Annotated in this window: 19 protein-coding genes and 2 pseudogenes; 7 read left to right on the top strand and 14 right to left on the bottom strand. The window is 69.6% G+C overall.

Features of this window, described 5'->3' with window-relative positions; genetic code table 11:
- Positions 1–65 precede the first annotated feature (65 nt).
- Both ETD85_RS24850 and ETD85_RS24855 read right to left on the bottom strand, forming a co-directional pair.
- Positions 66–1,880, bottom strand: coding sequence for an ATP-binding protein (locus ETD85_RS24850; protein ID WP_240779398.1), 1,815 nt, complete (start codon positions 1,878–1,880; stop codon positions 66–68).
- A gap of 239 nt (positions 1,881–2,119) precedes the next feature.
- Entirely contained in the window at positions 2,120–2,503 is a 384-nt protein-coding gene (locus tag ETD85_RS24855) for a hypothetical protein (RefSeq protein WP_138692193.1), read from the bottom strand.
- Positions 2,504–2,742: 239 nt separating this feature from the next.
- Here ETD85_RS24855 and ETD85_RS24860 point away from each other — a divergent pair, with 239 nt between their 5' ends.
- Positions 2,743–4,170 (top strand): MFS transporter, encoded by a 1,428-nt coding sequence (locus tag ETD85_RS24860; protein ID WP_138692194.1) that lies wholly within the window; start codon positions 2,743–2,745, stop codon positions 4,168–4,170.
- Positions 4,171–4,242: 72 nt separating this feature from the next.
- Complete coding sequence (gene soxR, locus ETD85_RS24865; protein WP_138692195.1) at positions 4,243–4,746, top strand: redox-sensitive transcriptional activator SoxR; 504 nt, start codon at positions 4,243–4,245, stop codon at positions 4,744–4,746.
- Between the two features lie 5 nt (positions 4,747–4,751).
- Here the strand turns inward: soxR and ETD85_RS67535 are convergent, their stop codons facing one another.
- From ETD85_RS67535 to ETD85_RS24900, 7 genes and pseudogenes are all read right to left on the bottom strand, one after another.
- Positions 4,752–4,922 (bottom strand): HflX-like GTP-binding protein, encoded by a 171-nt coding sequence (locus tag ETD85_RS67535; protein WP_379507514.1) that lies wholly within the window; start codon positions 4,920–4,922, stop codon positions 4,752–4,754.
- A gap of 202 nt (positions 4,923–5,124) precedes the next feature.
- Positions 5,125–5,330: pseudogene (locus tag ETD85_RS24875) on the bottom strand (IS5/IS1182 family transposase); the annotation flags it as partial.
- A 54-nt stretch (positions 5,331–5,384) separates the two neighbouring features.
- A pseudogene (locus ETD85_RS67310) lies at positions 5,385–5,885 on the bottom strand (Gfo/Idh/MocA family protein); the annotation flags it as partial.
- A 79-nt stretch (positions 5,886–5,964) separates the two neighbouring features.
- On the bottom strand, positions 5,965–8,022 hold the full coding sequence (locus tag ETD85_RS24885) for a hypothetical protein (RefSeq protein WP_138692196.1): 2,058 nt from the start codon (positions 8,020–8,022) through the stop codon (positions 5,965–5,967).
- Complete coding sequence (locus tag ETD85_RS24890; protein ID WP_138692197.1) at positions 8,019–10,409, bottom strand: glycoside hydrolase family 2 TIM barrel-domain containing protein; 2,391 nt, start codon at positions 10,407–10,409, stop codon at positions 8,019–8,021. The genes ETD85_RS24885 and ETD85_RS24890 overlap by 4 nt, the downstream gene beginning before the upstream one ends.
- Before the next feature lie 16 nt (positions 10,410–10,425).
- Positions 10,426–11,766, bottom strand: coding sequence for an MFS transporter (locus ETD85_RS24895; RefSeq protein WP_138692198.1), 1,341 nt, complete (start codon positions 11,764–11,766; stop codon positions 10,426–10,428).
- A gap of 96 nt (positions 11,767–11,862) precedes the next feature.
- The gene (locus ETD85_RS24900; protein ID WP_206058544.1) at positions 11,863–12,936 is read right to left on the bottom strand and encodes a family 43 glycosylhydrolase; all 1,074 of its coding nucleotides are present in this window, start codon (positions 12,934–12,936) and stop codon (positions 11,863–11,865) included.
- 293 nt (positions 12,937–13,229) lie between these two features.
- Here ETD85_RS24900 and ETD85_RS24905 point away from each other — a divergent pair, with 293 nt between their 5' ends.
- Together ETD85_RS24905 and ETD85_RS24910 are read left to right on the top strand one after the other, a co-directional pair.
- Positions 13,230–14,210: a LacI family DNA-binding transcriptional regulator gene (locus ETD85_RS24905; RefSeq protein ID WP_138692199.1), complete on the top strand. Its 981-nt coding sequence runs from the start codon at positions 13,230–13,232 to the stop codon at positions 14,208–14,210.
- 99 nt (positions 14,211–14,309) lie between these two features.
- On the top strand, positions 14,310–14,558 hold the full coding sequence (locus ETD85_RS24910) for a zinc ribbon domain-containing protein (RefSeq protein ID WP_276617272.1): 249 nt from the start codon (positions 14,310–14,312) through the stop codon (positions 14,556–14,558).
- Here ETD85_RS24910 and ETD85_RS24915 read toward each other — a convergent pair.
- From ETD85_RS24915 to ETD85_RS24930, 5 genes are all read right to left on the bottom strand, one after another.
- Positions 14,521–15,021 (bottom strand): transposase, encoded by a 501-nt coding sequence (locus ETD85_RS24915; protein ID WP_138692200.1) that lies wholly within the window; start codon positions 15,019–15,021, stop codon positions 14,521–14,523. The genes ETD85_RS24910 and ETD85_RS24915 overlap by 38 nt on opposite strands.
- Before the next feature lie 18 nt (positions 15,022–15,039).
- The gene (locus ETD85_RS64780) at positions 15,040–15,237 is read right to left on the bottom strand and encodes a transposase (protein ID WP_206058546.1); all 198 of its coding nucleotides are present in this window, start codon (positions 15,235–15,237) and stop codon (positions 15,040–15,042) included.
- Complete coding sequence (locus tag ETD85_RS24920; RefSeq protein WP_206058548.1) at positions 15,155–15,871, bottom strand: transposase; 717 nt, start codon at positions 15,869–15,871, stop codon at positions 15,155–15,157. The genes ETD85_RS64780 and ETD85_RS24920 overlap by 83 nt, the downstream gene beginning before the upstream one ends.
- Before the next feature lie 510 nt (positions 15,872–16,381).
- Positions 16,382–16,741, bottom strand: a complete 360-nt coding sequence (locus ETD85_RS24925) for a hypothetical protein (RefSeq protein ID WP_138692201.1) — start codon at positions 16,739–16,741, stop codon at positions 16,382–16,384.
- Between the two features lie 207 nt (positions 16,742–16,948).
- Positions 16,949–17,803 (bottom strand): MarR family winged helix-turn-helix transcriptional regulator, encoded by an 855-nt coding sequence (locus ETD85_RS24930; protein ID WP_240779399.1) that lies wholly within the window; start codon positions 17,801–17,803, stop codon positions 16,949–16,951.
- Between the two features lie 132 nt (positions 17,804–17,935).
- Here ETD85_RS24930 and ETD85_RS24935 point away from each other — a divergent pair, with 132 nt between their 5' ends.
- The 3 genes from ETD85_RS24935 to ETD85_RS67895 all read left to right on the top strand — a co-directional run bounded on the left by ETD85_RS24935 (position 17,936) and on the right by ETD85_RS67895 (position 22,092).
- Positions 17,936–18,832, top strand: a complete 897-nt coding sequence (locus tag ETD85_RS24935; RefSeq protein ID WP_138692202.1) for a haloalkane dehalogenase — start codon at positions 17,936–17,938, stop codon at positions 18,830–18,832.
- A 234-nt stretch (positions 18,833–19,066) separates the two neighbouring features.
- Positions 19,067–20,731: a Mu transposase C-terminal domain-containing protein gene (locus ETD85_RS24940; RefSeq protein WP_138692216.1), complete on the top strand. Its 1,665-nt coding sequence runs from the start codon at positions 19,067–19,069 to the stop codon at positions 20,729–20,731.
- Entirely contained in the window at positions 20,725–22,092 is a 1,368-nt protein-coding gene (locus ETD85_RS67895) for a S1 RNA-binding domain-containing protein (protein WP_138692203.1), read from the top strand. Before ETD85_RS24940 ends, ETD85_RS67895 begins: the two co-directional genes overlap by 7 nt.
- Positions 22,093–22,436 lie beyond the last annotated feature (344 nt).

A 22,436-nucleotide genomic window follows, 5' to 3' on the forward strand; every position in this document is an offset into this window, starting at 1 on the left:
TTCCTCAACGACAACTCATCGGAGTTGAATAGCGCGGGCCACCAGTTGCGACCTGCGGAAACGCGTCATTGCTGGTTATCGAGTCGGCCCACGTCCCGACTCATCCCCTGTCGTCCCGACCGAAATCCGTCCCCGGCGGGCAGGCACTTCACCCTTCGCGATCTGGCAGGAAAGCCCTTACCGCCGGATCCCGTTCCATCTCCTAACGGGCCGACGCCGGCATGCATCGCCGTTGCTCGCTGCTCGCCCTGAGCGTGGGTGAAGGCTTGTCGCCGCGGCTGCTGCTGGCCGCGGTGACCCGCGCCGGGCTGCGTCACCGCGCCGCGCTCTGACCGATGCGCCCTCCGGACGGTGGCAGCGCTGGCACCTGGCCCTGCACGTGCGCGCCCAAGCCCCGAGGGCCGGCGAGCGGACCGGCCCAACCAGGCACCCCTTGCAGTTCCACGGCTGTCTGGCCGGATGAGGAGGTCGCGGCGTGCTGGACCTGCTCGGCGGTCGCCGACGGCGGCAGGCCTTCGCGCCTGCCCTTCACGACACGATGGGTACGAGGATGAGCTCGCCGTGGCCCGATTGGCCGTCAGCCGCCCGCGGTGCTCCGCCTCCAGCGGGGCGTGCCGCAGGACCGCCTCCAGGATCCTGACGACCTCGGCGTCGTCGCCCAGCCGCCGCGCCTGGTCGGCGGCGTGTTCCGCGGCCTCCACCCAGTCCGCCATGTGCCCGGCGCGCCGGTGGTGGTGGGCCAGTTGCCCCAGCGGCACCGACGGCATCGCCGCCACCGCGGCGGCGGCCCGCGCGTGCAGGTCGCGCCGCCTGGCCGCCGGGATGTCCTCATACACCGCCTGCGCCGCCAGCACGTGCCGGAACGCCGCCTGCTCACCGCGCGCGGTGAGCAGGCCGTGCTCCACCGCCTCGTCCAGCCCGTCCAGCGCGCTCTCATACGGCAGCCGCGCGGTGGCCGCCAGCACCTCGACCGGCATCGGCTCCTGCAGCACCGAGGCCGCCCTGACCACCGCCGCGGCCTGCGGCGACAGGCGGCCCACCCGTTCCAGCACCGGGTCACGCACGCCCACCGGCACGTCCAGCTTGGAGATGGTCCTGCGCGCCCACTCCCCGCCCCGGTGCATGAGCGTCCCGCGCTGGCGCAGCAGCGCCACCAGCTCCTGCACCGCCAGCGGGACGCCGGAGGCCCGCTCGCACAGGTGCTCGGCGAAGTCCAGCGAGATCTCCTCGGTGTCCAGGATCGCCGCCGCCAGTGCCCTGGTCTGCGCCACGTCCATGGGCGTCAGCCGGACGCGGGCGTGGGTGACGGCGCGCGGCAGGCGGGCGGTCACCGCGCGCACGTCGACCGGGGCTTCGTCGGCGCGGTAGGTCAGCACCACGGCCAGGTCCCTGGGCGGATCGGACAGCAGGTAGCCGAGGAACTCCACGGTCTGCTCGTCGGCCCAGTGCAGGTCCTCCACGACCAGCACGGCCCGGCCCAGCGCGCGCAGGATCTCACCCAGGCCGCGGAACACCCGGTGGCGCTCCCCGGCGCGGTCGTCCAGCGGCTCGGGGGGCTCCGGCAGGCGTTCGGCCAGCTCGGGCAGGATCGGGCGCAGCGCGCCCGCGACCAGTGACAGGCCGGTCAGGTCATCGGACACCTCGCGCAGCGCCTCGACGATCGGGCCGAGGGGGAACGGCTCCCTGATCCTGGCGCAGCCGCCGGTCAGGATGCGAAGGCCGGTCCGGGACAGCTCGCCGACCAGGCGGGTCTTGCCGATGCCCGCCTCACCCTCGACCACGGCGACCGCTGGGGTGTTGGAGACGGTCTCGGTCAGCAGGGCCAGTTCATCGGCGCGGCCGACGAGCGTCGGCGAGATCATCGGCCGCCTATGGATCACGTCTGTTCCCTGCTTGACCAAGTGCCTAGATCACACAAATACCACAAAATCACCTTTCCGGCCGTCCCTTTCCGGGCGGCCTCGGACGGTTTCGGCCCGGCTGTGCGGGGTGGAGTGGCGAGCCCGCCGCCTTGTAGCGATGCCTCGCCCGCTGCGACTCCTACGCGCAGGGGACCGGGGGCTGGAGCTCGGCCGGCTGCTTCTGGGCCGGCATCGCGGCCTTGAGCCTGGCGGCCAGGTCAGCGGCGCTGCCGGCCGTCATCTCCGCCTCGAGACCGCCGTACTGTCCCGCCTCGGCCGCGTCGGCGCGGGCCTCGGCGAGGGTCGAAGACGAAGCCGGCCGCGTTGTACTGCCAGCCTTTCGGCGCGGGCTGGGCGGCGTCGTCGCGCGACCACGCCACCTGCCTGACCTCCAGTGTCACCGTACGGCCGATCAGACCCTCGCCGCGCTCGACCTCGATGGAGGCCGCGGGGAGCCGCTGCTCGGCCGTGGCCGCGCCGACCACGACGTGGTCGGCGTAGGTCACCCAGTCGGTGTCCGTCGTGCTGGGCAGCCGATCGTCGCCGTCCGCCAGGGACGATCCGCCGGTGGGCCGGCGAGCCGTCCCCGGCGTCGCAGCCATGGCCGATCACGAGGCTGGCGGCCGCGCTCGGTGGCACCCCGCTGACCAGGGCGGTGTTCCGCGCCCGATGGCGCTCATCGACCCGGCCCGGATCGGGGCCCTCACCAGCGCGGTTGACCTCAACTTAAGTTGAGCTGATGGGCTGTTCGCCGTCCGCCTCCGGACCAGAGAAAGCGAACAGCATGGACACCTCCACAGAACCGTCCGGGCATCCCACCGCGGTGGATCGCCCCTCTCCGTTGACACTTCCAGTGGTCCTGGTCGGCGTCGTCCTGGTGGCGATGTCCATCTCGGGAACCGCGGTGGCGCTGCCGAGCATCGGCCGCGAGCTCGACGCGTCCGGATCCCTGCTGCACTGGGTCGTCGCCGGATACAACCTGGCCTTCGCGGCCATGACGCTGGTCGCGGGATCGGCCGCCGACCGGATCGGCCGCCGGCGGGTGTTCATCGCCGCGGCGCTGGTCTTCGTGGCCGGATTTGTCGCGACGGCGCTGAGCCAGGCGATCATCATCACCGACGTCGCCCGTATCGTCTCCGGCGTCGGGGGAGCCGGGATCATGGCCGCCGGCGGCGCCATCCTCGCCTCAAGCTATGACGGGGCGGCCCGCAACCGCGCCTTCGCCCTGATGGGCACCATGGCCGGCGTCGGCATCGCCATCGGCCCCACCCTGTCGGGGCTGCTGATCTCGGCCGCCGGGTGGCGGGAGAGCTTCGCGGTCTTCGCGGTGATCGGCCTGCTGATCGCCCTGGGCGCCACCCGTAGCCGAGAGTCCCGGGCGACCGGCACGGACCCGATCGACTGGACGGGCAGCGCGCTGTTCGTCGCCGCGCTGACCCTGCTGATGTTCGCGCTGCTGGAGGCGCCCGCGTTCGGCTGGACACATCCGGTCATCCTGGTCACCGCCGTCGCCGGCGTGGTCGCGCTGGTGCTGTTCGGCCTGTCCCAGCGGCGCAGCGCCGCCCCCGTCCTGGCTCCCTTCCTGGTCGCCAACCGCGGCTTCCTGGGCTGGAGCCTCGCGACGCTGACCACCTCGATCGGGTTCCTCGGTGTCCTGGTCTTCCTGCCGACCTATCTGCAGGCGGCGGCAGGGCTCTCGCCCGCCGCCGCGGGGGTCGCCATGCTGCTGCTCACCGCTCCCGTACTGATCACGCCCATGGCCGCCGTCACCCTGGTCAACAAGGGGGTTTCGGCCCGGCTGGTGATGGTGATCGCACTGGCCCTGGTGGTGGCGGGGAACCTGTGGCTGATGGGGCTGAACGCCGACAACGCGGTCGCGGCCGTCGCGGGGCCGCTGGTGATGATCGGCCTTGGCATGGGAGCGTCCTTCGGCATCACCGACGGCCAGGCCATGGCCCTGGTTCCGGCCGACGCGGTCGGCATGGCGGCCGGATTCCTCAACACGCTGCGTGGAGCGGCGGAGGCCATGGTGATCGCCGCGTTCAGCGCCTCACTGATCGGCCTCCTTTCGGCCAGGCTGGGCGACACGTCCCGCGCCGCCCAGGTCGGCGCTGGGCGTCTCACTCCCGGCGCCGAAACCGCGGAACTGGACGCCTTCACCTGGTCCTGGCAGCTCACGCAGCTCGGCGCCGGGCTGCTCTGCCTTGTGCTGTCGGTCGTCGTGGCCATCCTCATCCACAGCCGCGCCAGATCTCGCCACACCACCTGACGCCACCCTCATCCGCAATCGCGCCAGGTCCCGCCACGCCGTCTGACGCCGCCTTCACCGCGAGGAGCCGCCGTGCACGCCAGCCCAGAGGACCACCTCACGATCGGTGACATCGTCCGCCGGACCGGCGTGCCCGCCTCCGCCCTGCACTTCTACGAGCGCAAAGGACTGATCTTCAGCGAACGCGACGGCGGCAACCAGCGCATCTTCTCCCGGCACATGCTCCGCCGGATCTCCCTCATCCTCGTGGCCAAGCGCCTGCACATCCCGCTGTCGGACGTCGCCAGAGTCCTCGCCACCCTCCCCACGGATCGCGCCCCCACCCATAAGGACTGGCAGCGGGTCTCCCGTACATGGAAGAAGCAACTCGAGGAGCGACGCCGGGCCATCGAGAAGCTCGAACACGAGCTCACCGGCTGTATCGGCTGCGGTTGCCTGTCGATGAAGGCGTGCCTGCTGCTCAACCCCGACGACGCCCTGCGTGACCACGGCCCCGGCCCGGTACGGCTCCAGGAGCCCGCCACATCCCTGCCCGGCGACCTGACGCGACGCCCCTCGGACGAACCGAGCCCTTGACGCCCTTATGGACTCAATGCGGGACAGCCGAGAAGATCGGTCAGTACGGTCCGTTGCCTGCCGGTCAGATCGTTGACGAACACGACAGCCGCTGCCCGGGTCTCCGTACGGGCATCTGCGATCTCTCGCACCTTGCCCGTGCTCATCAGCGTTCGCGCTGAGTAGGGCCGATCCATGTTCGCCCTTCCCCCTGGAGCCTGCCCCTTCTTGCTCCCGAGACGCCTCGGCGCTGCACGAACCGCCGGACGACTCGCCCACCCAACACGGCGATCTCCGCAGCGAGATCATCCATGAGGTCAGTGTGGTCCTTCCGCTTGGCGGAGAACAGACCGGCGATCAACACGTCGGCGTCCGCCACTGTCGTCCTCGCGTGGTGTGCCGGCCGCCGTGGGAGCCGCGCTTCTTACGGTTGGCTGCCTGGTCGGCCTTCTCCGGGATGACCGCCTTGATCCCGCGCCGGCGCAGGTAGGCGCGGGGTTGCCGCGGGAGGAGTACGCCTTGTCGGCGGCCACCGCGCCCGGCCGGGTACGCGGACGGCCGACCGGAAGGCGTATCTTGATGCGCTCCAGCACGGCGCGAAACTGTGCTCCGCCGGGGTGGCGGAGCACCGCGGCGATCTGCTCATCGACGCCCGTCTCGCCGATGACGCCGTCCGCGACGACGTGTTGGGGCGCACCGAGGATGAGCGAGCACAGCTGGACGGGGTAGATGCCCAGGTCGAGCAGAGCGCCGCCGCCCAACGCGGGGTTGAACAGCCGGTGCTGCGGTTGCACCGGCCACCGCATTCCGAAGTCGGCCTCCACTAGGAGCGGTTCGCCGATGCGACCGCTCGCGATCACCTTGGCCAGCGTGCGGTCGCACAGCACATGCTTGCCCGCCGTCAGGTAGGCGAGGGTGTCCGGCTCGTGCCGCGAGGCCGGGGTGGCCACGTAGACGATGTCGATGTCAGGGTCGGCGGCCAGCGCGGCCTGGTCGCCGTACCGGCGCGCGATGGTGAACCTGTCTCCGAAGGCCGTGGCCCGCTCGATTGAGCGCGACGCCACCGCGACGATCTCACCGCCCTTGGCCGAGCGCATCGCCTCGGCGAATCCGGCCGCGATCTCACCCGGCCCCGCAACGCCCCAGCGAATCGTGCTCATTTCTCGTCCTCTTCAGGGTGCGCCGTGGCGCGGCCGTCCTCAGTGGTTGCGCCTGCGGTGGTCCGGTGCACAGGTGATTTCAGGGCCATGCGGTGAAGCCTTCGTGCTGGACGGTCCAGCTCCCGTCCGCGGGGAACGCGCCGATCATGAGGGAGACGGCGGCGAGGAGGGCGCCGTTGGCCGGCAGGTAGAGGGGCAGGATGCTGCCGATCTGCGGGCTGTGGCCGGTGGCCTGGAAGGTGTTCTTGGCGGTGTCGGCGAGCAGGGCGTCCACGGCCAGGTCTGGGCGGCCGAGGCGGGTGGCGGTCATGGCCATGACGGGAAAGTCCCAGCCCCACGCGCTGTTCCAGTCCCAGTGGTCGCGGACGTCGAGGAGAGTGGCCTCCATGGTGGCGGGGTCGATGAGCGGGGTGGGCGGGACGACGCCGAGGGCGCACAGCAGGGAGGGATGGTCGTCGCGGCGCAGGTACGGCTCGGTGGCGATCGCCGAGTAGCGGCCCCCTTCCTGGCGGGGCCGGGCCAGGTTGTCCTGGATGTGCTGCCGGCGTTCGTGCCGTTCGAGGCCGCGGCGTTCGCGCCAGTTCTGTGCGATCTCCAGGCCCCACCACCAGTAGGCCAGCTCGAAGGTGGGGTCCTCGGTCGTCTTGGCGTCGTAGAACTCCTGGGCGGGCATCAGTGGCGCGGGCAGGTGGTAGACGCCGTCGCGTTCCTCGACGAAGGAGGCCATGAACGCGGCCGTCTCCTCCACCAGCTCGGCGAAGCGGTTCACCTCGGATCCGGCGCGGTGGAGGAGCTCGAGGAGGTAGAGCAGGTGCGGCTGCTGCCAGATGAGCAGCGAGCCGATGTCGGAGGGGCTTTCGCGGCCGTCCGGGCCGACGTGCTTGGGCCAGCGGGCCCCTTCGTAGTGCTGGCGGCGGGCGCTCTCGCGGGCCGGGCCGAGAATGGACAGGTACCAGTCGAGGCTGCGTTCCAGCAGCTCGGGCCGGCCCCAGGTGGCGAAGTGGGCGGCGTGCCAGAAGTGCATCTCCAGGTGGAACTTGCCCTGCCAGGAGTTGGTGATCAGCCCGGTCTCCTGCGGCGGCATGGTCCCGGAGCAGTTCACGGCGGTCAGGTACTGCGACAGCACGACGCGGCGCTCCAGCTCGCCTGCCCGGGGGTTGGTGCTGCCGGCGAAGTCGATGGCGGCGCCGGAGGTCCAGAAGCGGCGCCACCAGGAGATCGCGGCGCCCTGGATCGTCAGGAACTCGCCGCGTCCGAGGACCCCGCCCGGAGCGAAGGTGGCCACGAGTTCCAGGGTGGTGGCCGTGGTGGTCAGCTCGAAGGTGTGGGGCTCCTCCGCGGCCTTTACGGTCCCTTCCGACCAGTCCAGACGCATGCCGTACGTGGTGTCGTCCAATTCGCGGCCGAAGTGGCAGGCGCGCTCGTCCAGCTCCTGCAGTGTGGTGGTGTGCCGGTCGGGCGCGGTCCAGTCGGAGGTCTCGAAGAAGCCGGCACTGGCGTACGGGAAGCGTACGGCGACGCCGAGCCGGCCAGTGGCGAGCAGGCCGGACTCGATGCGGAAGGCGACGCGGGCGTGGTGCGGATCGGCCACAGTGGTGATGCGGACCTCGTGCCCGGCGTAGGTGAAGACGCTGGTGAGGGTGCCCGTCCACAGATCGAGGCGCTGGCGCGGGTCGGTGAGGACGGCGGGGTCGGTCTCCGCCGGTGCTCCTGGTTCTGGCCGCAGGACGAGCCCGATGCGGCCCAAGTCGAGCCGGTGCGGGTTGACGTGCAGCCAGGCTCCGGCGCGGTAGTCGCGGGCGACCTCGCCGCCACCCATCATCGCGGCCATGTCGAACTTGTCCGGGTACTGGACGGGCCCGCGCGCGGTCTCGTACGTGGACATGGCGTCGGCCAGCACGAAGCCCTCGGGGTTGGGCATCGAGTGCCAGCCCCAGGTCGACATTGTTGTGGTGTTCACCGCGAGCCGCCCTTCGGCGCGGGCGGCGGCCTGGTCGTGGAAGGCGGTGAACGTCTGCATGCCGGTGACGTCGGCGCTGTAGGCGAAATCGCCGTTGCCGACAGTAAGCACCGAAGCCGGGTCGGGCTGGGCGATCTCAACAGTGTGGCGGCGGACCACGGACTCACGGTCGATCATGCGCTCCGCACCTCGATGACCATCTCGACCGGCGCGCACTCGAAAGCGGAGGCGCGCAGCCGGATCTTCCCGGTGCCGGTTGGGCGGATGATGGCCAGAGCCCGGCCTTCATAGGTCCGGCGTCGCATCGCGTCGAAGCGCTCCTCGGTGCTCGGGTCAGCGCTGCCCAGGGCGATCAGTTCGCCGGAGCCGGACACCTCGACGCTGACCGGCCGGTCGGCGGCGGTGTGCACGGTTCCGTCCTCGTCGGTGAGGGTGAGGGTGACGTAGGCCAGGTCGCCGCCGGTCGCGGTGATCGCCGGACGGTCGGTTTCGGCGTGCAGCCTTACCGCGTCCGATGCGGTACGCAGGACGTTCCGGCCGATCTCCACGCCGTCGCGGTAGGCGACGGCGACCAGCTCGCCGGGCTCGTAGACCGCCTCGAAGACGGTTTTCAGCTCGGCCGGCACACGGCCCAGGGAGCGGCCGTCGAGCAGCAGTTCGACCTCGTCGGCTGCCGCGTACACCTCGACGGTGATGGGCGCGCCCTCGAAGCCGGGCCAGGTCCAGCTCGCGATCGCGTCACTCCAGGCCCAGGGGGTGCCGACGAAGGGCTCGCCGTGGTGCTCGGGCCGCTGGACGGCCAGGTAGGGGGCGGTGCGCAGGCCGTACACGATCTCCCGGTAGTAGGAGACGGGCCGCCGGTGGCCGGTGATGTCGAGGTCGCCGCACCCGGCCGTCAGGTACGGGTAGGGGGCGGTGAAGGCGCGCCTGTCGAGCTCGCCGTACTGCGGGCGGCCGATGCCGACCTCGCCCAGGTAGTCCCAGCCGGTCCAGGTGAAGTCGCCGATGACGTGGCCATGCTGTTCGACCAGCGCCCAGTTGTGCGCGATCCGGGTGGGGAAGGTCTCCGTGCCGAGGATGACCCGGTTCGGGAACGCCTCGCGGTCGGGACCGTAACGGCTGTCGGCATAGTTCATGCCCGCCACGTCGAGCATCGCGTAGGCCTCGGCGGTGCGCCGGGTGACCAGGTCGGAGGTGGCGATGGCGTTCATCATGTCGCCGGCGTCGGCCATCGCCGTGTTGATCCCCGGCTGCTCCTGCTGCCTGAGCCTGGCCAGATCGGACATGACGGCCAGCATGGTGTTGACGGCGTTGGTGAGGTAACGGGTGCCGTCCAGCGCGCGGACCTTCTCGGCCAGATCGCGCGCCAGCGCCGCGCCCGCCGGCGTGCCGGTCTCGGGGATCTCGTTGCCGATCGAGTACAAGATGACGCTGGGGTGGTTGTAGTCCTTGGCCACCATCGCCTCGATGTCGCGCTCCCACCATTCGGGGAAGCTCAGGCTGTAGTCGAAGGGATGCTTGCCGGAGGTCCACATGTCGAACGTCTCGTCGACGACCAGCATGCCGACCCGGTCGCAGGCGTTCAGCATGGCCGTGCTCATCGGCTGGTGCGACATGCGGATCGCGTTGAAGCCCGCCTCCTTGAGGAGCTCCACGCGGCGCTCCTCCGCGCGGGCGAACGTCGCCGCGCCCAGCACGCCGTTGTCGTGGTGGACGCAAGCGCCGCGCAGCTTGATGCCCTGGCCGTTGACGCGCAGGCCGTGCTCGGGGTCCAGCTGAAGGGTGCGGATGCCGAAGGTGACGCTCTCCGTATCAAGCTCGCCGAGGGTGACGTCACAGGTGTACAGGTGCGGCGAGTCGGGGCTCCACAGCGACGGCGTACGCACGTAGAGCCGGTGCCGGGCGGTCGTCGTCGCGCCGGGCATGACGGTGACCGGCGCGGTCTCGACGGCCACGACGTTCCCGGCGTGGTCGCGGATCGTGGTGGTCAGCTCGGCGGTGCGGATCGCGATGGAGTCGTTGGCGATCGTCGTGGCGACCTCGGTCACCGCCCGCCCGGCCGCCACGTCGGGCGTGCTGATCCGGACTCCGCCGGGCACGACCCGGACCACGTCGCCGACCAGCAGCCAGGTGTCGCGGTAGATGCCGGCACCGGTGTACCAGCGCGAGTCCTGGTGGCTGCGGGCCTCGACACGGATCTCGTTGTCCTGGCCGTAGCGCAGGTAGGGGTCGGCCACGATGGGGAAGCAGGAGTAGCCGTAGGGCCGCTGCCCGGCGTAGTCGCCGTTGACGTGCACGGTGGCGTCGCGGTAGACGCCCTCGAACTCCACGATGATCCGTTTGCCGCGCAGTTCTTCGGGGACGAAGAACGTCTTGCGGTATTCGTAGGCGCCGCCGGGAAAGTACGCGTTCGCGCCTTCGCCGTCCGGCCGCCGCTCCTGCTCCAGCATCGCATCGTGCGGCAGGGTCACCTCCCGGTAGGGAAGGGTCTGGCCACTCAGCTCGGCGAAGGGGTTGACCTTCGGCCGGAACTGCCAGCCGTCGTTGAACGAGGTGCGGATCACACGTACTCCAGAGCTCTTATCGAACGGACTTGACGCGCAGCAGGACGACCAGGCCGGCCAGGACGGTGAAGGCGGCGGCGACGAAGTACAGCAGCGTGTAGTTCTTGGCGTCGCCGGTGACGCCGATGGTCAGGAAGATCGGCGCGATCAGCGGCGCGACCCCCTGGGCGATGGTGGAGGAGAAGTTGTAGATGCCGGTGTAGCGCCCGGCGTTGGCCCGGTCGGGCAGCACGTCCAGCGCGATCGCCTGGTCCACGGCGGCGAACACGCCGATGCCGAGGTTCCCGAGCACCGCCCCCGCGATGATCAGCGGCAGACCGGGCGCCAGCGCCATCGTGATCGCGCCGGCGGCGTACACGCAACCGCCCAGGATCACGAAGACCCGGCGACGGCGCAGCTTGTCGGACAGGAAGCCGCCACCGACCGCTCCGATGATCGCGGCGACGATGCCGCCCATGGACAGCACCGCCACCAGGCCGCCCACCTCCTCCACCGTGATGCCCATCCGGGAGGCCACGAAGTAGGCGGTGAAGGTGGTGTTGAAGGTGAGCCCGGTCATGAACAGGAACTTGCCGAGCCAGTTCCAGGCGAAGTCGGGGCTTTGGCGCGGGTCGAACACGTAGGTGCGGGCCAGTGCCCCAAGCGACCACGGTTCACCGGTCCACCTCTGGTCACGGCTGTCCGGCTCCGAGACGAGGAGGACGAACAGCACCATCGCCACCGCGCCGACCACGCCCGGCAGAAGGAACAGCAGCAGGGTGTTGCCGGTCAGGCCGCTGGCCAGCAGAGCGCCGGCCACCGGCGCCAGTTGCCCGACCATGCCACCCAGACCGGACACCTTGCCCCGCTGCGACCCGGGCAGCTGGTCGGCCTGCGAGGCGATCAGCAGTGCGAGGATCGACCCCCAGCCGATCTGCGCCAGCACCCAGCCGAGGCCGAGCATGAGCATGGTGGGGGCCTGCGCCATGACCAGGAGGGCGACGATGCCCAGGACGGTCAGCCCGAGCAGATACGGCCGGCGACGGCCGAACCGGCTGCGGGTACGGTCGCTGAGCATCCCGATCAGTGGCGCCGCCAGGACCGAGGCGATGCCGCCCGCGCCGATGACGTACCCGAGGTACTCGTCCCGGCCCGGGGCGAGCTGGGAGACCCTGATCGCCAGGGACAGGGCCATCGGCGTGACGAGCGCCATGAACACCCCGAAGTTGGCCAGAACGATCAGCCAGATGTAGGTGGCGCCCACCTTCTGCAGGTCATCGGTGCCGGGTTGTTCGGCGGTGGCGTCGCCGGGGAGATCGTGGGGGGAATCGAGGGTCGGCGGGCCGACGGGTGGCGGGTCGGCAGGGGTGGATGCCATGACAACCTCACAGAGGGTGAGATGCGAAAGGGGAAAGGGGCCGCGGGGCCAGGTGCTTTGGGTCGTCCCATCGAGCAGGTGATGGCAGGTGTGCGATCAGTCGAAATCCTCGATGCGCCATTCGTCGTGCCAGTCGAGGTAGGGCAGGTCGCCGTCGAAGCGGATCGGCAGCCAGACGTAGTCCGCGAGCGCGGTGCTCGGCTCCAGCAGGCCGGGCGGCGCATCGGCCGCACCCGCGCCGTCATCGTGCGTGCCATCGTCGTGCGCGCCGGCGTACATGGCCGCCATCCGGTCGAGCACCTTGGCGGAGACCTCAGCGGGCAGGTCCGGCAGCCACCGGTCGGCCAGGGCGATGTACAGGTCCTTCTTGTGCGGGTGCTTGAAGACCGAGGAGATCTGCGACCGGTAGGAGGTGCCGGTCGTATCACCCGGGTGCGGGTCGCCCAGCACCGTCCAGGGGCCGTGGTAGGTGTCGGCGACGGCGACCTCGCTCGGGTTGGGGAAGTAGCCCGAGGTTCCCGAAGTGATCAGATAGTGCTTACCTGCGCGCCGGAAGTAGGCGGGGGCCTCGCGCACGTACGGCGGATGCGGGTGCGGGAAGTGGGTGGAGTAGGAGCCGCTCACGTCGGTGTAGTCGACGGTGAGATCGGCGCAGATGAGCTCGCTGTGCACGCGCTCGAAGTAGTAGTAGCCCTTGCCGTCGTCGGGGTCGACGACCAGATCGAAGTCCCCGGCACTCATCCCCAGCGGCCGCAGGCCGGTCCGCACGATCCGGTACGGCCCCTCGATGGCGTCGGCGACCAGCACCGTGGACTCCTGCACCGCGCCCATGATCTTGAGCCAGCAGACGAACCGGCCGGTGCGCTGGTCGTGGATGATGTGCGGCCGGTCGACTTGCTTGGCCGGGTGCAGCGGGCAGGCGGGGTCGTCGGGCTCGGGCGGGATGATCAGACCGCGGTCCTCCCAGTTGTAGAGGTCCCGGGAGGCGTACAGGCGAATGCCCCAGTGCCAGATGCCGCTGCCGGTGACGGTCTTCTCCTTGTTCTCCCCGTACCAGTAGAACGTGCCGTCGACGTACAGGATGGACCCGCCGTGGGACTGGATGCGCTCGCCCTTGGTGTCGAGCCACGGCTGCCCCGGCCGGATGCATGTCTGGGGATGATCGCTCACGTTCAGATCCTTCGGGGTCTCGGCGCCTCATCAAAGCGAGGCAGGTTTCCGCAATCGGCACGGCAGAAGCACGCAGCGGACTGGCAGGGCAACGTCGTTAACGCGTGTAACTTACGCGCGTTAATACGTTAACAGCGGGTATCGAGGCGGGGGCAAGACGTCGTCTCGTAACGACTGCGCAACAGCTTCGGCGAGCCCGGCGGGAGGCGGCTCCCCGGGTTACGCGCGTTACCTGGCGGGCTCTACCATGAGAAGGTCAGCAGGCCGTGCCGCTCAGCTCGAGGAGAGGGTGCATGACGCGACCCGCCAAGCGGATCACCAGCTCCGACGTGGCCCGGGCCGCCGGCGTCTCCCGCGCCACGGTCAGCTTCGTGCTCAACGACCGGCCCGGGCTGTCGATCACCCAAGAGACCAGGCGCCGCGTGCTGGAGGCCGCTCAGCGCCTGGACTACCGGCCGCACGCTTCGGCGCGCTCCCTCGCGGCAGGGCGCAGCGACGTCGTCCTACTGTCCATCCCCGACCTGCCCATCGGGGCAGGGATCAGCCGCTTCGTCGAAGAGCTCGCCACCGCACTCGCCGCCTACGGCCTGACGCTGGTCACCCACCTCGCCGGAGCACACGGGCGGCCTCTGCCGGACGTGTGCGCAAGCGTCGACGCCTCGGCGGTGATCGGGTTCGACCCCTTCGACCACGACACCATCCAAGCCCTCTACCGGGCGGGTGCCCGCGTCGTGATCCCAGCCGGCGCCGACATGCCCGCCTCGACCGGGCACATCGGGCGCGCACAGGCGGACCACCTGATCGGCCGCGGGCATCGGCGCCTAGGCTATGCCGCGCCCGGGCACGCTGGCTTCCGCGAGATGGCACGGGAACGCCTGCGCGGTGTTACCGACGCCTGCGCCGAAGCCGGCATCGACCCACCCGTCGTGCTGACCACGACACTGGAGATCGCTAGCGCGGCCCAGGCCGTGAGCCACTGGGCCGAGCGATCCGTCACCGGTGTATGCACCTTCAACGACGAGACCGCCATCGCCGTCCTGGCCGGCCTGCACCACCACGGCCTGTCGGCCCCCGCCGACCTGGCCGTCATCGGCGCCGACGACATCCCCACCGCGCGACTGACCGCCCCGCCGCTCACCACTGTCTGCTACGACCTGCACCAAGCCGGCAGGCAGCGCGCCGAAGCGGTCGTCGCCGGCCTGTCGGGCCATCAGCTCGACGTCGTCGCTCTCACCCCGGCCGTCCCGCAGGTCGTCCAGCGCTCCTCCACCTAGTGCCGCGTTCCGCGATCGGGTAAGCAGGTTCTCGCTGGTTCGTCGCTCTGGGCTGAGGCATCGTGCACGGTAGGAAGGGTTGGGCCAGCTGGTCGAGAGCTGATCGCAGTCGATCCCCGCGACACCTCCGGCACCTGCTCGCGATGCGGGCACTGCGCGAAGGACAACCGCCTCACCCAGGCCGAGTTCCGATATCCGGCGTGCGGGCACACCGCGCACGCCGACGTCAACGCGGCCAAGAACATTCTCAGGGCAGGGCTTGCCCTTCGCGACGCCGCGCAAGCGGTTTTAGTGGGCGGCTGGTCCCGGGTTAGGTGCCGCGCCAGGTGGGGGTGTTCTCGCCGGTGAGGCGGCGGGTCATGAGGTCGATCATGGCGATGTGGATCATGGCTTCGGAGCGGTCGGGGCGGGCTTCGTAGTCGCGGGCCAGGCGGCGGTGCAGCATCAGCCAGCCGAGGGTGCGCTCGGCCACCCATCGGCGCGGCAGCGGGGTAAAACTCCTGGTGGCTGGGTCCCGGCTGATGACTTCGACGTCGATGCCGAGCGCTGCGGCGCCGTCGATGACGGTGGTGCGGTAGGCGCTGTCGGCCCAGGCTTTGGTGAGGGTGGGCTGGGCTGTGGCGACCTGGGTCAGGAGCGGCAGGCCGGCGGCGCCGTCGGAGAGGCCGGCAGCGGTGACCAGCACCGCCAGGACGCCGAGGGTGTCGACCACGATGCTGTGCTTGCGGCCGGCGGTCTTCTTGCCGGCGTCGTAGCCCTGGCCGGCGGCGGGGACGTTGGGGGAGGTCTTGATGCTCTGGGCGTCGATCACGCATGCGGTGGGCTCGGGTCACGTCCGGCCGCGGTGCGCACGCTGCGGCGGAGCTGGCTGGTGAGCGGGCCAGGTGGCAGGGTCGGCCAGGGCGAACTCGCCGCCGTGCTTGGGCGGCCGACCGCCTTTGGGGTCATAGCGTCGCGGTGGGGCGGGCAGGCGCAGGACCCGGTCGGAACGGATGCGTCCGAGCAGTTCGACGGGCAGGTCGCGCAAGACGTAGGCCAGGCGGGTGATGTCGTAGCCGGGCGTCGGTCACGATGAGCATGTCCGGATCGCCGCTGCGCCATTGCCCGGCGGCGATCAGCCGCTCGACCACACCTCGCAGCCGGGCCGCGGTGACGGCGGTGGCGTCGTCGGCCGGCCCCAGCCGCACCACGTCCAGCGGCGCCGTCCACGACGTGCGGCCCATCTCCAACGCCGCGACAAACGAGTACGGCCAGCCCGGAATGAACTGCGAGGCGCTCTTGGCCCGACCGTAGACGTGGCAGAACAGCCGCTCAGCCGAGCAGGTGGCATTCGAGCGCAGCCACGGGGACACATCCACCGCCAGCACGATCCGCCCGTCCGGCCAGCGCGGTAACGGCAGCCTGGCCAGCACCTGCCGCAGTTGCTCCACGTCGATCCGGCCGTGGTTGAGCCCGCCGTACAGGGCGCCGTGCCCACGCTGGTACTCCGGCGACAAGGTCAGATCCACCGGCGAGTGCACCGGCCCCGGCTCGCACAACAGCGCGTCGGTCAGCTCGAACAACGCGTCCCCCCGCGCGCGAAGGCACGCGTAGACGTCGTTCCGGAACCGGGACAACACCATCGAGGACTCGACACAGGCAGCATCGTTCAGCACACTCACCCTCACGGCCTTGTAGTGATCGGCAGCGACTCAGCACCGCACATGATCACTTCAAGGCCGCCTCGTTGTCTGCGAAACGATCAAATCCCAGCTCAGCACAACGATCCGGAGGATAAAGAACAAGCTTAGAAGGTGTCTTTGAACCCCTCGGTATCCCCTTAGCGATCTTGGGTAAGAGGGGCCTGACCGACGCGGATCTGTGTGCCGCCTCCCTGGCTGACGCGGTGTGGAACGAGAGGACCAGTATCCCTCGGCCGTCTGGGCGGAACGGATGCGCGTGGCTCCGCCCGGCTGTCGGGTGGCCGATGGGAGGTCTAGTCGGAGGGGCCAGGCAGGGCGCTGCTCCGGGGTCGCTGACCTGGACTTGCCGGGCCCGACTCATGTGCGGAACGTGGGATGCCTTCTCATGAGTAGGAGCTGTTCATGCCTCTGCGGTGGGTGATCAGAAACAGTCTGCGCCCCTCGGGTTGAGCAGGTGGCCAGATACGGCCAAGCGGGGCCTCGGCTGCCTCAGCCCTCTTGCGCGTCCACCTGGGGCGGGCGCACTATCGGGCAGGCGAGACGGCCTTCGGGGAGGATCGGACCGGATTTTGGCGCTACCAGGGCGGCGGCCGAGTGCCGGCGGACTTGCGAGGTGGACAGGCTGGCCTCGTCCAGCAGGGTGCGCAGCAGCCGGAGCCAGACGCCGACGTGCACGGGTCGGCAGGGCAGGCTGACCGTGCCGGATGTCAGGCCCTGGAACGTGAGCCGATCCATAACCAGGATGTGCTCGGGCGCTGCACGGTCCGGCGCAGGCTGGCGCAGCGCCTCGGCGCGCCAGAATGCCTGCTCGGTTTCGAGGCGGCGCCCGTGCGTGGGGCAGCTGAGCATGAGCGGGATCCAGGGGGGTTTGAGCATCCGAACGAAAAAGTCGCGTCTAGCCGGGGCGGCTTACCGTGGCGGGGGTCTTCTCCCGAACGTGGTCACGTGACTCCGCGTAACCACCTTCGAATGGCGTGGTCCGCCGACTGGCGTTGCGCTGGCGGCAGGGGGCGTTGGCCCTACTGCTGGAAGATGTGGCAGGCGTGTCGATCCGCCTTACGACAAGAGCTTGGTGAGAAGTGTGCGAAGTTCCTGAGCGCCGTCCGGGCCGAGAATGTCGTCGAGGTCGTGCTCCATGCTGTCCAGGGCTTCACGCACTGCTGGGATGCGGGCGCGGCCGAGGTCGGTGAGTTGAAGGGCATAGCGGCGTCGGTCGTGGGGGTCCTGGCCGCGGGACACGATGCCGGCCTTCACCAGTTCCTCGATGAGTGATGCAGCCGCCGGTTCGGTCAGGTGCAGGTATCGCGCCAGTTGCTCTTGCGGGCAGGGGCCCAGCCGGTCCAGGGCGGGCAGCAAAGCGAAGTGGCGGGTGCGCAGGCCGTGCGCCGCGAGCCGATGATCGCCAAGACGGCGCAGCCGGTAGTGGGCTTGAGCTATCAGGTGCTCGATGCTGTGGATGGCGGATGGCCCGTCGTCGGCGACGACCTTGGTCAGCAGCGCGGTGAGGCGCTGCCGTTCGGGCTCGGTGAGCGCGCCGGTGAGCCGGGCGTCGCGGGCGGCGACGGCGTGGCGCATGCCGTCCAGGGCGCTGCGGCCCGCCTCGGTCAGCGACAGCACGTAGGTACGGCGGTTGGCCGGGTTGCGTGTGCGGACGACATAGCCCGTCTCCTGGAGCCGATCGAGCAGCCTGACCATGATCGTGCGGTTGATGCCGAGCCGGTGGGCGAGATCCTGCTGTGAGGGGGAGTCTTCGTCGGCGAGGATGTCGAGCACCACGAACTCGCGCGACTGTGGCCCGTCCTGCACGGCATGAGCGGTGACGGTGGTGAACACGCGGCGCATCAGGTGGCCGGTGGTCGCGTGCAGCGGTCCGGACTCGTCGTCGACGACGTTGCTCACCTGGTCGGGCACAAGCCTCACCTCCTGGCGCGATGCTAGCAGTCTGATCGTTCTGCCGGTGACGGTTGCCAGATAATTAGTTGGAACGTTGACAGTTGGGATGGTGCAGATCTAGAGTCCAGACACAATTCAGTGAAGGGCCTAATGATCATGAATACTGTCGCCGTCATCGACTCCTACCTCGCCTACACAGAGACCGGGCAGGGGGAATCGCCGGTGGTGTTCCTACACGGCAGCCCCACCTCGTCCCACATCTGGCGCAACGTCATCCCGCACGTCGCCGATCGCGCCAGGGTCTTGGCCCCGGACCTGATCGGGATGGGTGCCTCCGGAAAGCCCGACATCGGCTACCGCTTCGCCGACCACGCCCGCTACCTGGACGCGTGGTTCGAAGCCATGGGGCTGGAGGGGGCCGTCCTGGTCGGCCACGACTGGGGCGGCGCACTGGCCATGGACCGTGCCGCCCGCCACCCCGGCCAGGTGCGCGGCGTCGCCCTCCTGGAGACGTTCCTGCGGCCGCAGATGTGGGCCGAACTGCCGCAGGACGTGATCGACCACTCCAAGGCGCTGCGCACCCCCGGAATCGGCGAGCGGCTGCTGCTGGAGGAGAACGCCGCCATCGAGTACGCCCTGCCCCACCCCTTCGCCATCAAGACAGGCCTCAGCCCGCACGACCACAACGTCTACCGCGCGCCCTACCCCGACCCGTCGTCCCGTCGTCCGCTACTCCAGTGGCCGCGCGAGATTCCCTTCGACCGCGAACCGGCCGATGTGGCCGAACGCATGGACGCCTACGGCGAATGGCTCGCCACCAGCCCAGAGGTGCCCAAACTGCTCCTCACGGTTGAAGACGGCGTCGGTATCGCCTCCCCGCAGATCGTGGACTGGGCCCGCCAGAACATCGCCGCCCTCGAAATCGAAGGCATTGGACCCGCCGGCCATCAGGCCCCCGAGGACCAGCCGCACGCCATCGGCCAGGCCATCGCCAGCTGGCTGAACCGGCACCACCTCCTCTCGCCGGCGTCGTCATCCCTGGTGTAACCCCCAGCTGTACGTACCTCACGTGAACGATGTCGCCCTTCAATTCTCATAAATGAGGAGTTCTGACACGCCGCGCCGACCCGCCGGACGATGTCGATTCCCGTAGTCATGCTCACTGTCGACCTGGGGTTATGGGCTGATTGCAGAGGTCTTCGGGAACTTCTGATTTCTATAGTCCTGTGCACTACCGTCGATTCTTGTCTGTACTCGTGTTCACTGCACGGTGAGGTCGGCATGGTCGACGGCGTGGCGGAGCTGGGTGTCCTGACGGCTTCGGCGGAGGAGTGGGCGGTGGCTGTCCGGCGAGCCGAGGTGATCGGCCGGTTGGCGCGGGAGCCGCGGGTTCGGATCCCGGAAGCGGATGAGGCGGCGGCGGAGCTGGGGATATCGCGCCGTCAGGTGTATGGGTTGCTGAAGCGGTGGCGTGCGGGTTCGGGGGTGGCCTCTGATCTGTTTCCGCGCCGGTCGAGTGGCGGGCGGGGCCGGGGCCGTATTCCTGAGGAGGTCGAGGCGCTGCTGCTGGAGGTGATCCGTTCGCGGTATCTGACCAAGCAGCGTCGTACGGTCACGGCGGTCTACAAGGAGGTCGTCCGGCAGTGCCGGATCAGGGGGCTGCCGGCGCCGTCGCGGGGAACGCTTGAGCGGCGGATCGGGCAGCTTGATCCCGTGGCATCGGTGACCGCTCGGCAAGGCGCGGACGCGGCCCGGGCGTTGCGGTCGGCGGGTGGGGAGGCGCCGGTGATCGAGGGGCTGCTGGAGCAGGTGCAGATCGACCACACGGTGGTGGATCTGGAGATCGTGGATGAACGGCATCGGCTGCCGATCGGCCGCCCGTACGTCACAGCCGCGATCGACGTGGCGTCCCACAGTGTGGTGGGCCTGGTGGTGACGCTGGAGGCGCCGTCGGCGTTGTCGGTGGGGTTGTGCCTGGCGCACATGGTCACCGACAAGCGGCCGTGGCTGGAGCGGCTCGGGGTGAGCGGGGCCTGGCCGATGTCGGGTAGGCCGCGCGAGGTCTTCACCGACAACGCCGCCGAGTTCAAGAGCGAGGCGCTGCGGCGGGGCTGTGACCAGCACGGGATCAAGCAGTCCTACCGGCCGCTGGGTGCGCCGCATTTCGGCGGGATCATCGAGCGGCTCATCGGGACGATGATGAAGATGGTGCACGACTTGCCGGGCACCACCTTCTCCAATCCCGCCGAGCGCGGCGACTACGACAGCCAGGCGAGCGCGGTGCTGACGTTGGCCGAGCTGAACAAGTGGCTGGCGTTGGCGGTGATGGTCTACCACGGCGAGGTGCACGGCACGCTGAAGCAGACCCCGGCGGGGCGGTGGGAGCAGGGCGTCGCCGAGGCAGGTCGTCCGGTGACGGTCGCGAACGAGACGACGTTCCTGATCGACTTCCTGCCGGTGGAGCGGCGGACGCTAACCCGCACGGGCTTCACGCTTGATCACGTCCAGTACTTCTGCGACGGGCTCAAGCCGTGGATCGCCCGCCGCGGTGAGCTGGAGAAGTTCGTGCTGCGCCGCGACCCACGCGACATTTCGCGGATCTGGGTGATGGACCCCGACGGCACCTCCTATCTGCAGGTGCCCAACCGGACGTTGTCTCGGCCGCCGATCAGCCTGTGGGAGCAGAAGGCGGCCGTCGCCCGGCTGCGGGAGCTGAGCCGGGACCAGGTGGATGAGAACGCGCTGTTCGCGATGGTGGAGCAGATGCGGCAGATCACCGAGGACGCCGCAGGAAAGACCCGCGCCTCGCGCAAGTCCCGCCGTGCCGTGGAGCGCCGGTCGGCGATCCCGGTCCGACCGGTGCCGGCGACCCTCATGCCGCCGCCCGCTCACGACGGTGGGACCGTGGCGCCGGCGGTGCCGTTCGAGGTGATCGAGCAGTGGTGACGGTGGCGGAGGTCGCCGACCCCGAGGACCTGTCGCACCTGCACGAGGTCGCCCGTCGGGTGGCGCGGCTGCCGGCGGCCGAACGGCTGAGGTATGTGCGGGCGGACCGGTGGATCGGCTACACCCCCGCCTCTCAGGCCTTGGCCGAGCTAGAGGAGCTGTTCGCGTGGCCGGAGCGGCAGCGGATGCCGAACCTGCTGCTGATCGGGGCGACGAACAACGGTAAGTCAATGATCATCGAGAAGTTCCGGCGGTCCCATCCCGTCGTGTCCCATGTCGACCGGGAGGAGGTCCCGGTGCTGGTGGTCCAGATGCCGTCCGACCCGCAGGTCGCCCGCTTCTACACCGCGGTGCAGGCCGCCCTCGACACCGCCGGGCTCAATCATCCAGGCCGCTTCACCGTTCCGATCATCTTCCGGCGCTGCGAGAGCTGCGGCCAGCTCAACATCGTGAAAGACGACCACTACGTCTGCGCGATGTGTGACGAGCCGCTGCCAGCCTCCTGGAACGCGGACGCCTCCGGCCCGCCCGCACCCCGGCCGGAGAACGGGACGGCTGTCGGAGACACCGTCTCGGGCACAGTCGTCGCAGACGAACGGCCCTTCGGACCTCGCATCCAGCTCGACGGACATGCATCGAAGCCCGCGCACATCAGGGACTTCCCGTGGCAGGGCAAGCGTTCTGACGCGGTCAGGGTCGGGCAGCATGTCGCCGCCGAGGTCGTCTCCGTCGATAACGCGGCCGGGCGCATCTGGCTCTCCTTGGCTGCGACCGAGCATCCCGAGCTGTGGCAGTACTTGAAAGGCCTGCGTGGCGGCGACGTCCTCACCGGCACGGTCGCCGAAATTCAGAACTTCGGCGTCTTCATCGCCCTGGACCACGGGCCGCCCCACCCGTCCTATCCCGGCGTCGGATTCGTCACCGTCCCCGAGCTCACTTGGGAGCATTTCGACGAGGTGACCGACGTGGTACACGTCGGTCAGCGAGTCCAAGGAGAGGTCCTCCAGTTCGATACCACCAACGGCGAAGCACGTCTGTCCCTGCGAGCACAACGCCCCGATCCTTTCCAGATCTTCGCGGACAACGCTGCGGTGGGGCAGCACCTGACCGGCACCATCACCAAGGTGATCCCGTTCGGGGTGTTCGTCGAGGTCTCCCACGGTGTTCATGGCCTCATCCACAAGGACGACCTCGCCGATGTCCAGGTCGATACACCCGAACAGGCCGTCCAACTCGGCGAGAACGTTCAGGTCACCGTCATCGGCCTGGACCGCGATCGGCGCCGCCTGCACCTGTCCCGCATCAGCGGCCACGAACCGAGGCCGGCAGCGACCGAGCAGCCAGTTCAAGATGACCGATGACCAGTGCAGTTGACTTCGGGAATCAGTGAAGAGGACTCCGAAAATCGACACCCTCCAGCCGGTGGGCTTACTCACCCTGTCCCGAAAACCGTCCCGAAACACAACCCCTAGGACAAGATTTTTGGGACGGGTTTCGGGACGCTAACCGGAGAGACCGTGATCGTCTGACCTGGGCGAGTGCGAGAACGGCTCTACCGCCTCGGAACCGTCCCGCATACGACCGTTTCCGGGACGCCCCCTTTTCTTCGCCGGTCGGCACCACGCCAGCGGACCGGGGCGCGGTCGCGTGGCCTGGCGATCGCCTGAACTTGCGTCGACCCAACTACGGAACGCATTTTCTCAAC

The sequence above is a fragment of the Nonomuraea zeae genome (genome assembly GCF_005889725.1).
GTDB lineage: Bacteria > Actinomycetota > Actinomycetes > Streptosporangiales > Streptosporangiaceae > Nonomuraea > Nonomuraea zeae.

Bases quoted from the DNA above. Each gene is read 5' to 3' on its own strand.
- ETD85_RS24855 (WP_138692193.1), bottom strand. From the start codon at position 2,503: ATGGCTGCGACGCCGGGGACGGCTCGCCGGCCCACCGGCGGATCGTCC.
- ETD85_RS67535 (WP_379507514.1), bottom strand. From the start codon at position 4,922: ATGGATCGGCCCTACTCAGCGCGAACGCTGATGAGCACGGGCAAGGTG.
- ETD85_RS24885 (WP_138692196.1), bottom strand. From the start codon at position 8,022: ATGATCGACCGTGAGTCCGTGGTCCGCCGCCACACTGTTGAGATCGCC.
- ETD85_RS24895 (WP_138692198.1), bottom strand. From the start codon at position 11,766: ATGGCATCCACCCCTGCCGACCCGCCACCCGTCGGCCCGCCGACCCTC.
- ETD85_RS24905 (WP_138692199.1), top strand. From the start codon at position 13,230: ATGACGCGACCCGCCAAGCGGATCACCAGCTCCGACGTGGCCCGGGCC.
- ETD85_RS24925 (WP_138692201.1), bottom strand. From the start codon at position 16,741: ATGCTCAGCTGCCCCACGCACGGGCGCCGCCTCGAAACCGAGCAGGCA.
- ETD85_RS24935 (WP_138692202.1), top strand. From the start codon at position 17,936: ATGATCATGAATACTGTCGCCGTCATCGACTCCTACCTCGCCTACACA.
- ETD85_RS24940 (WP_138692216.1), top strand. From the start codon at position 19,067: ATGGTCGACGGCGTGGCGGAGCTGGGTGTCCTGACGGCTTCGGCGGAG.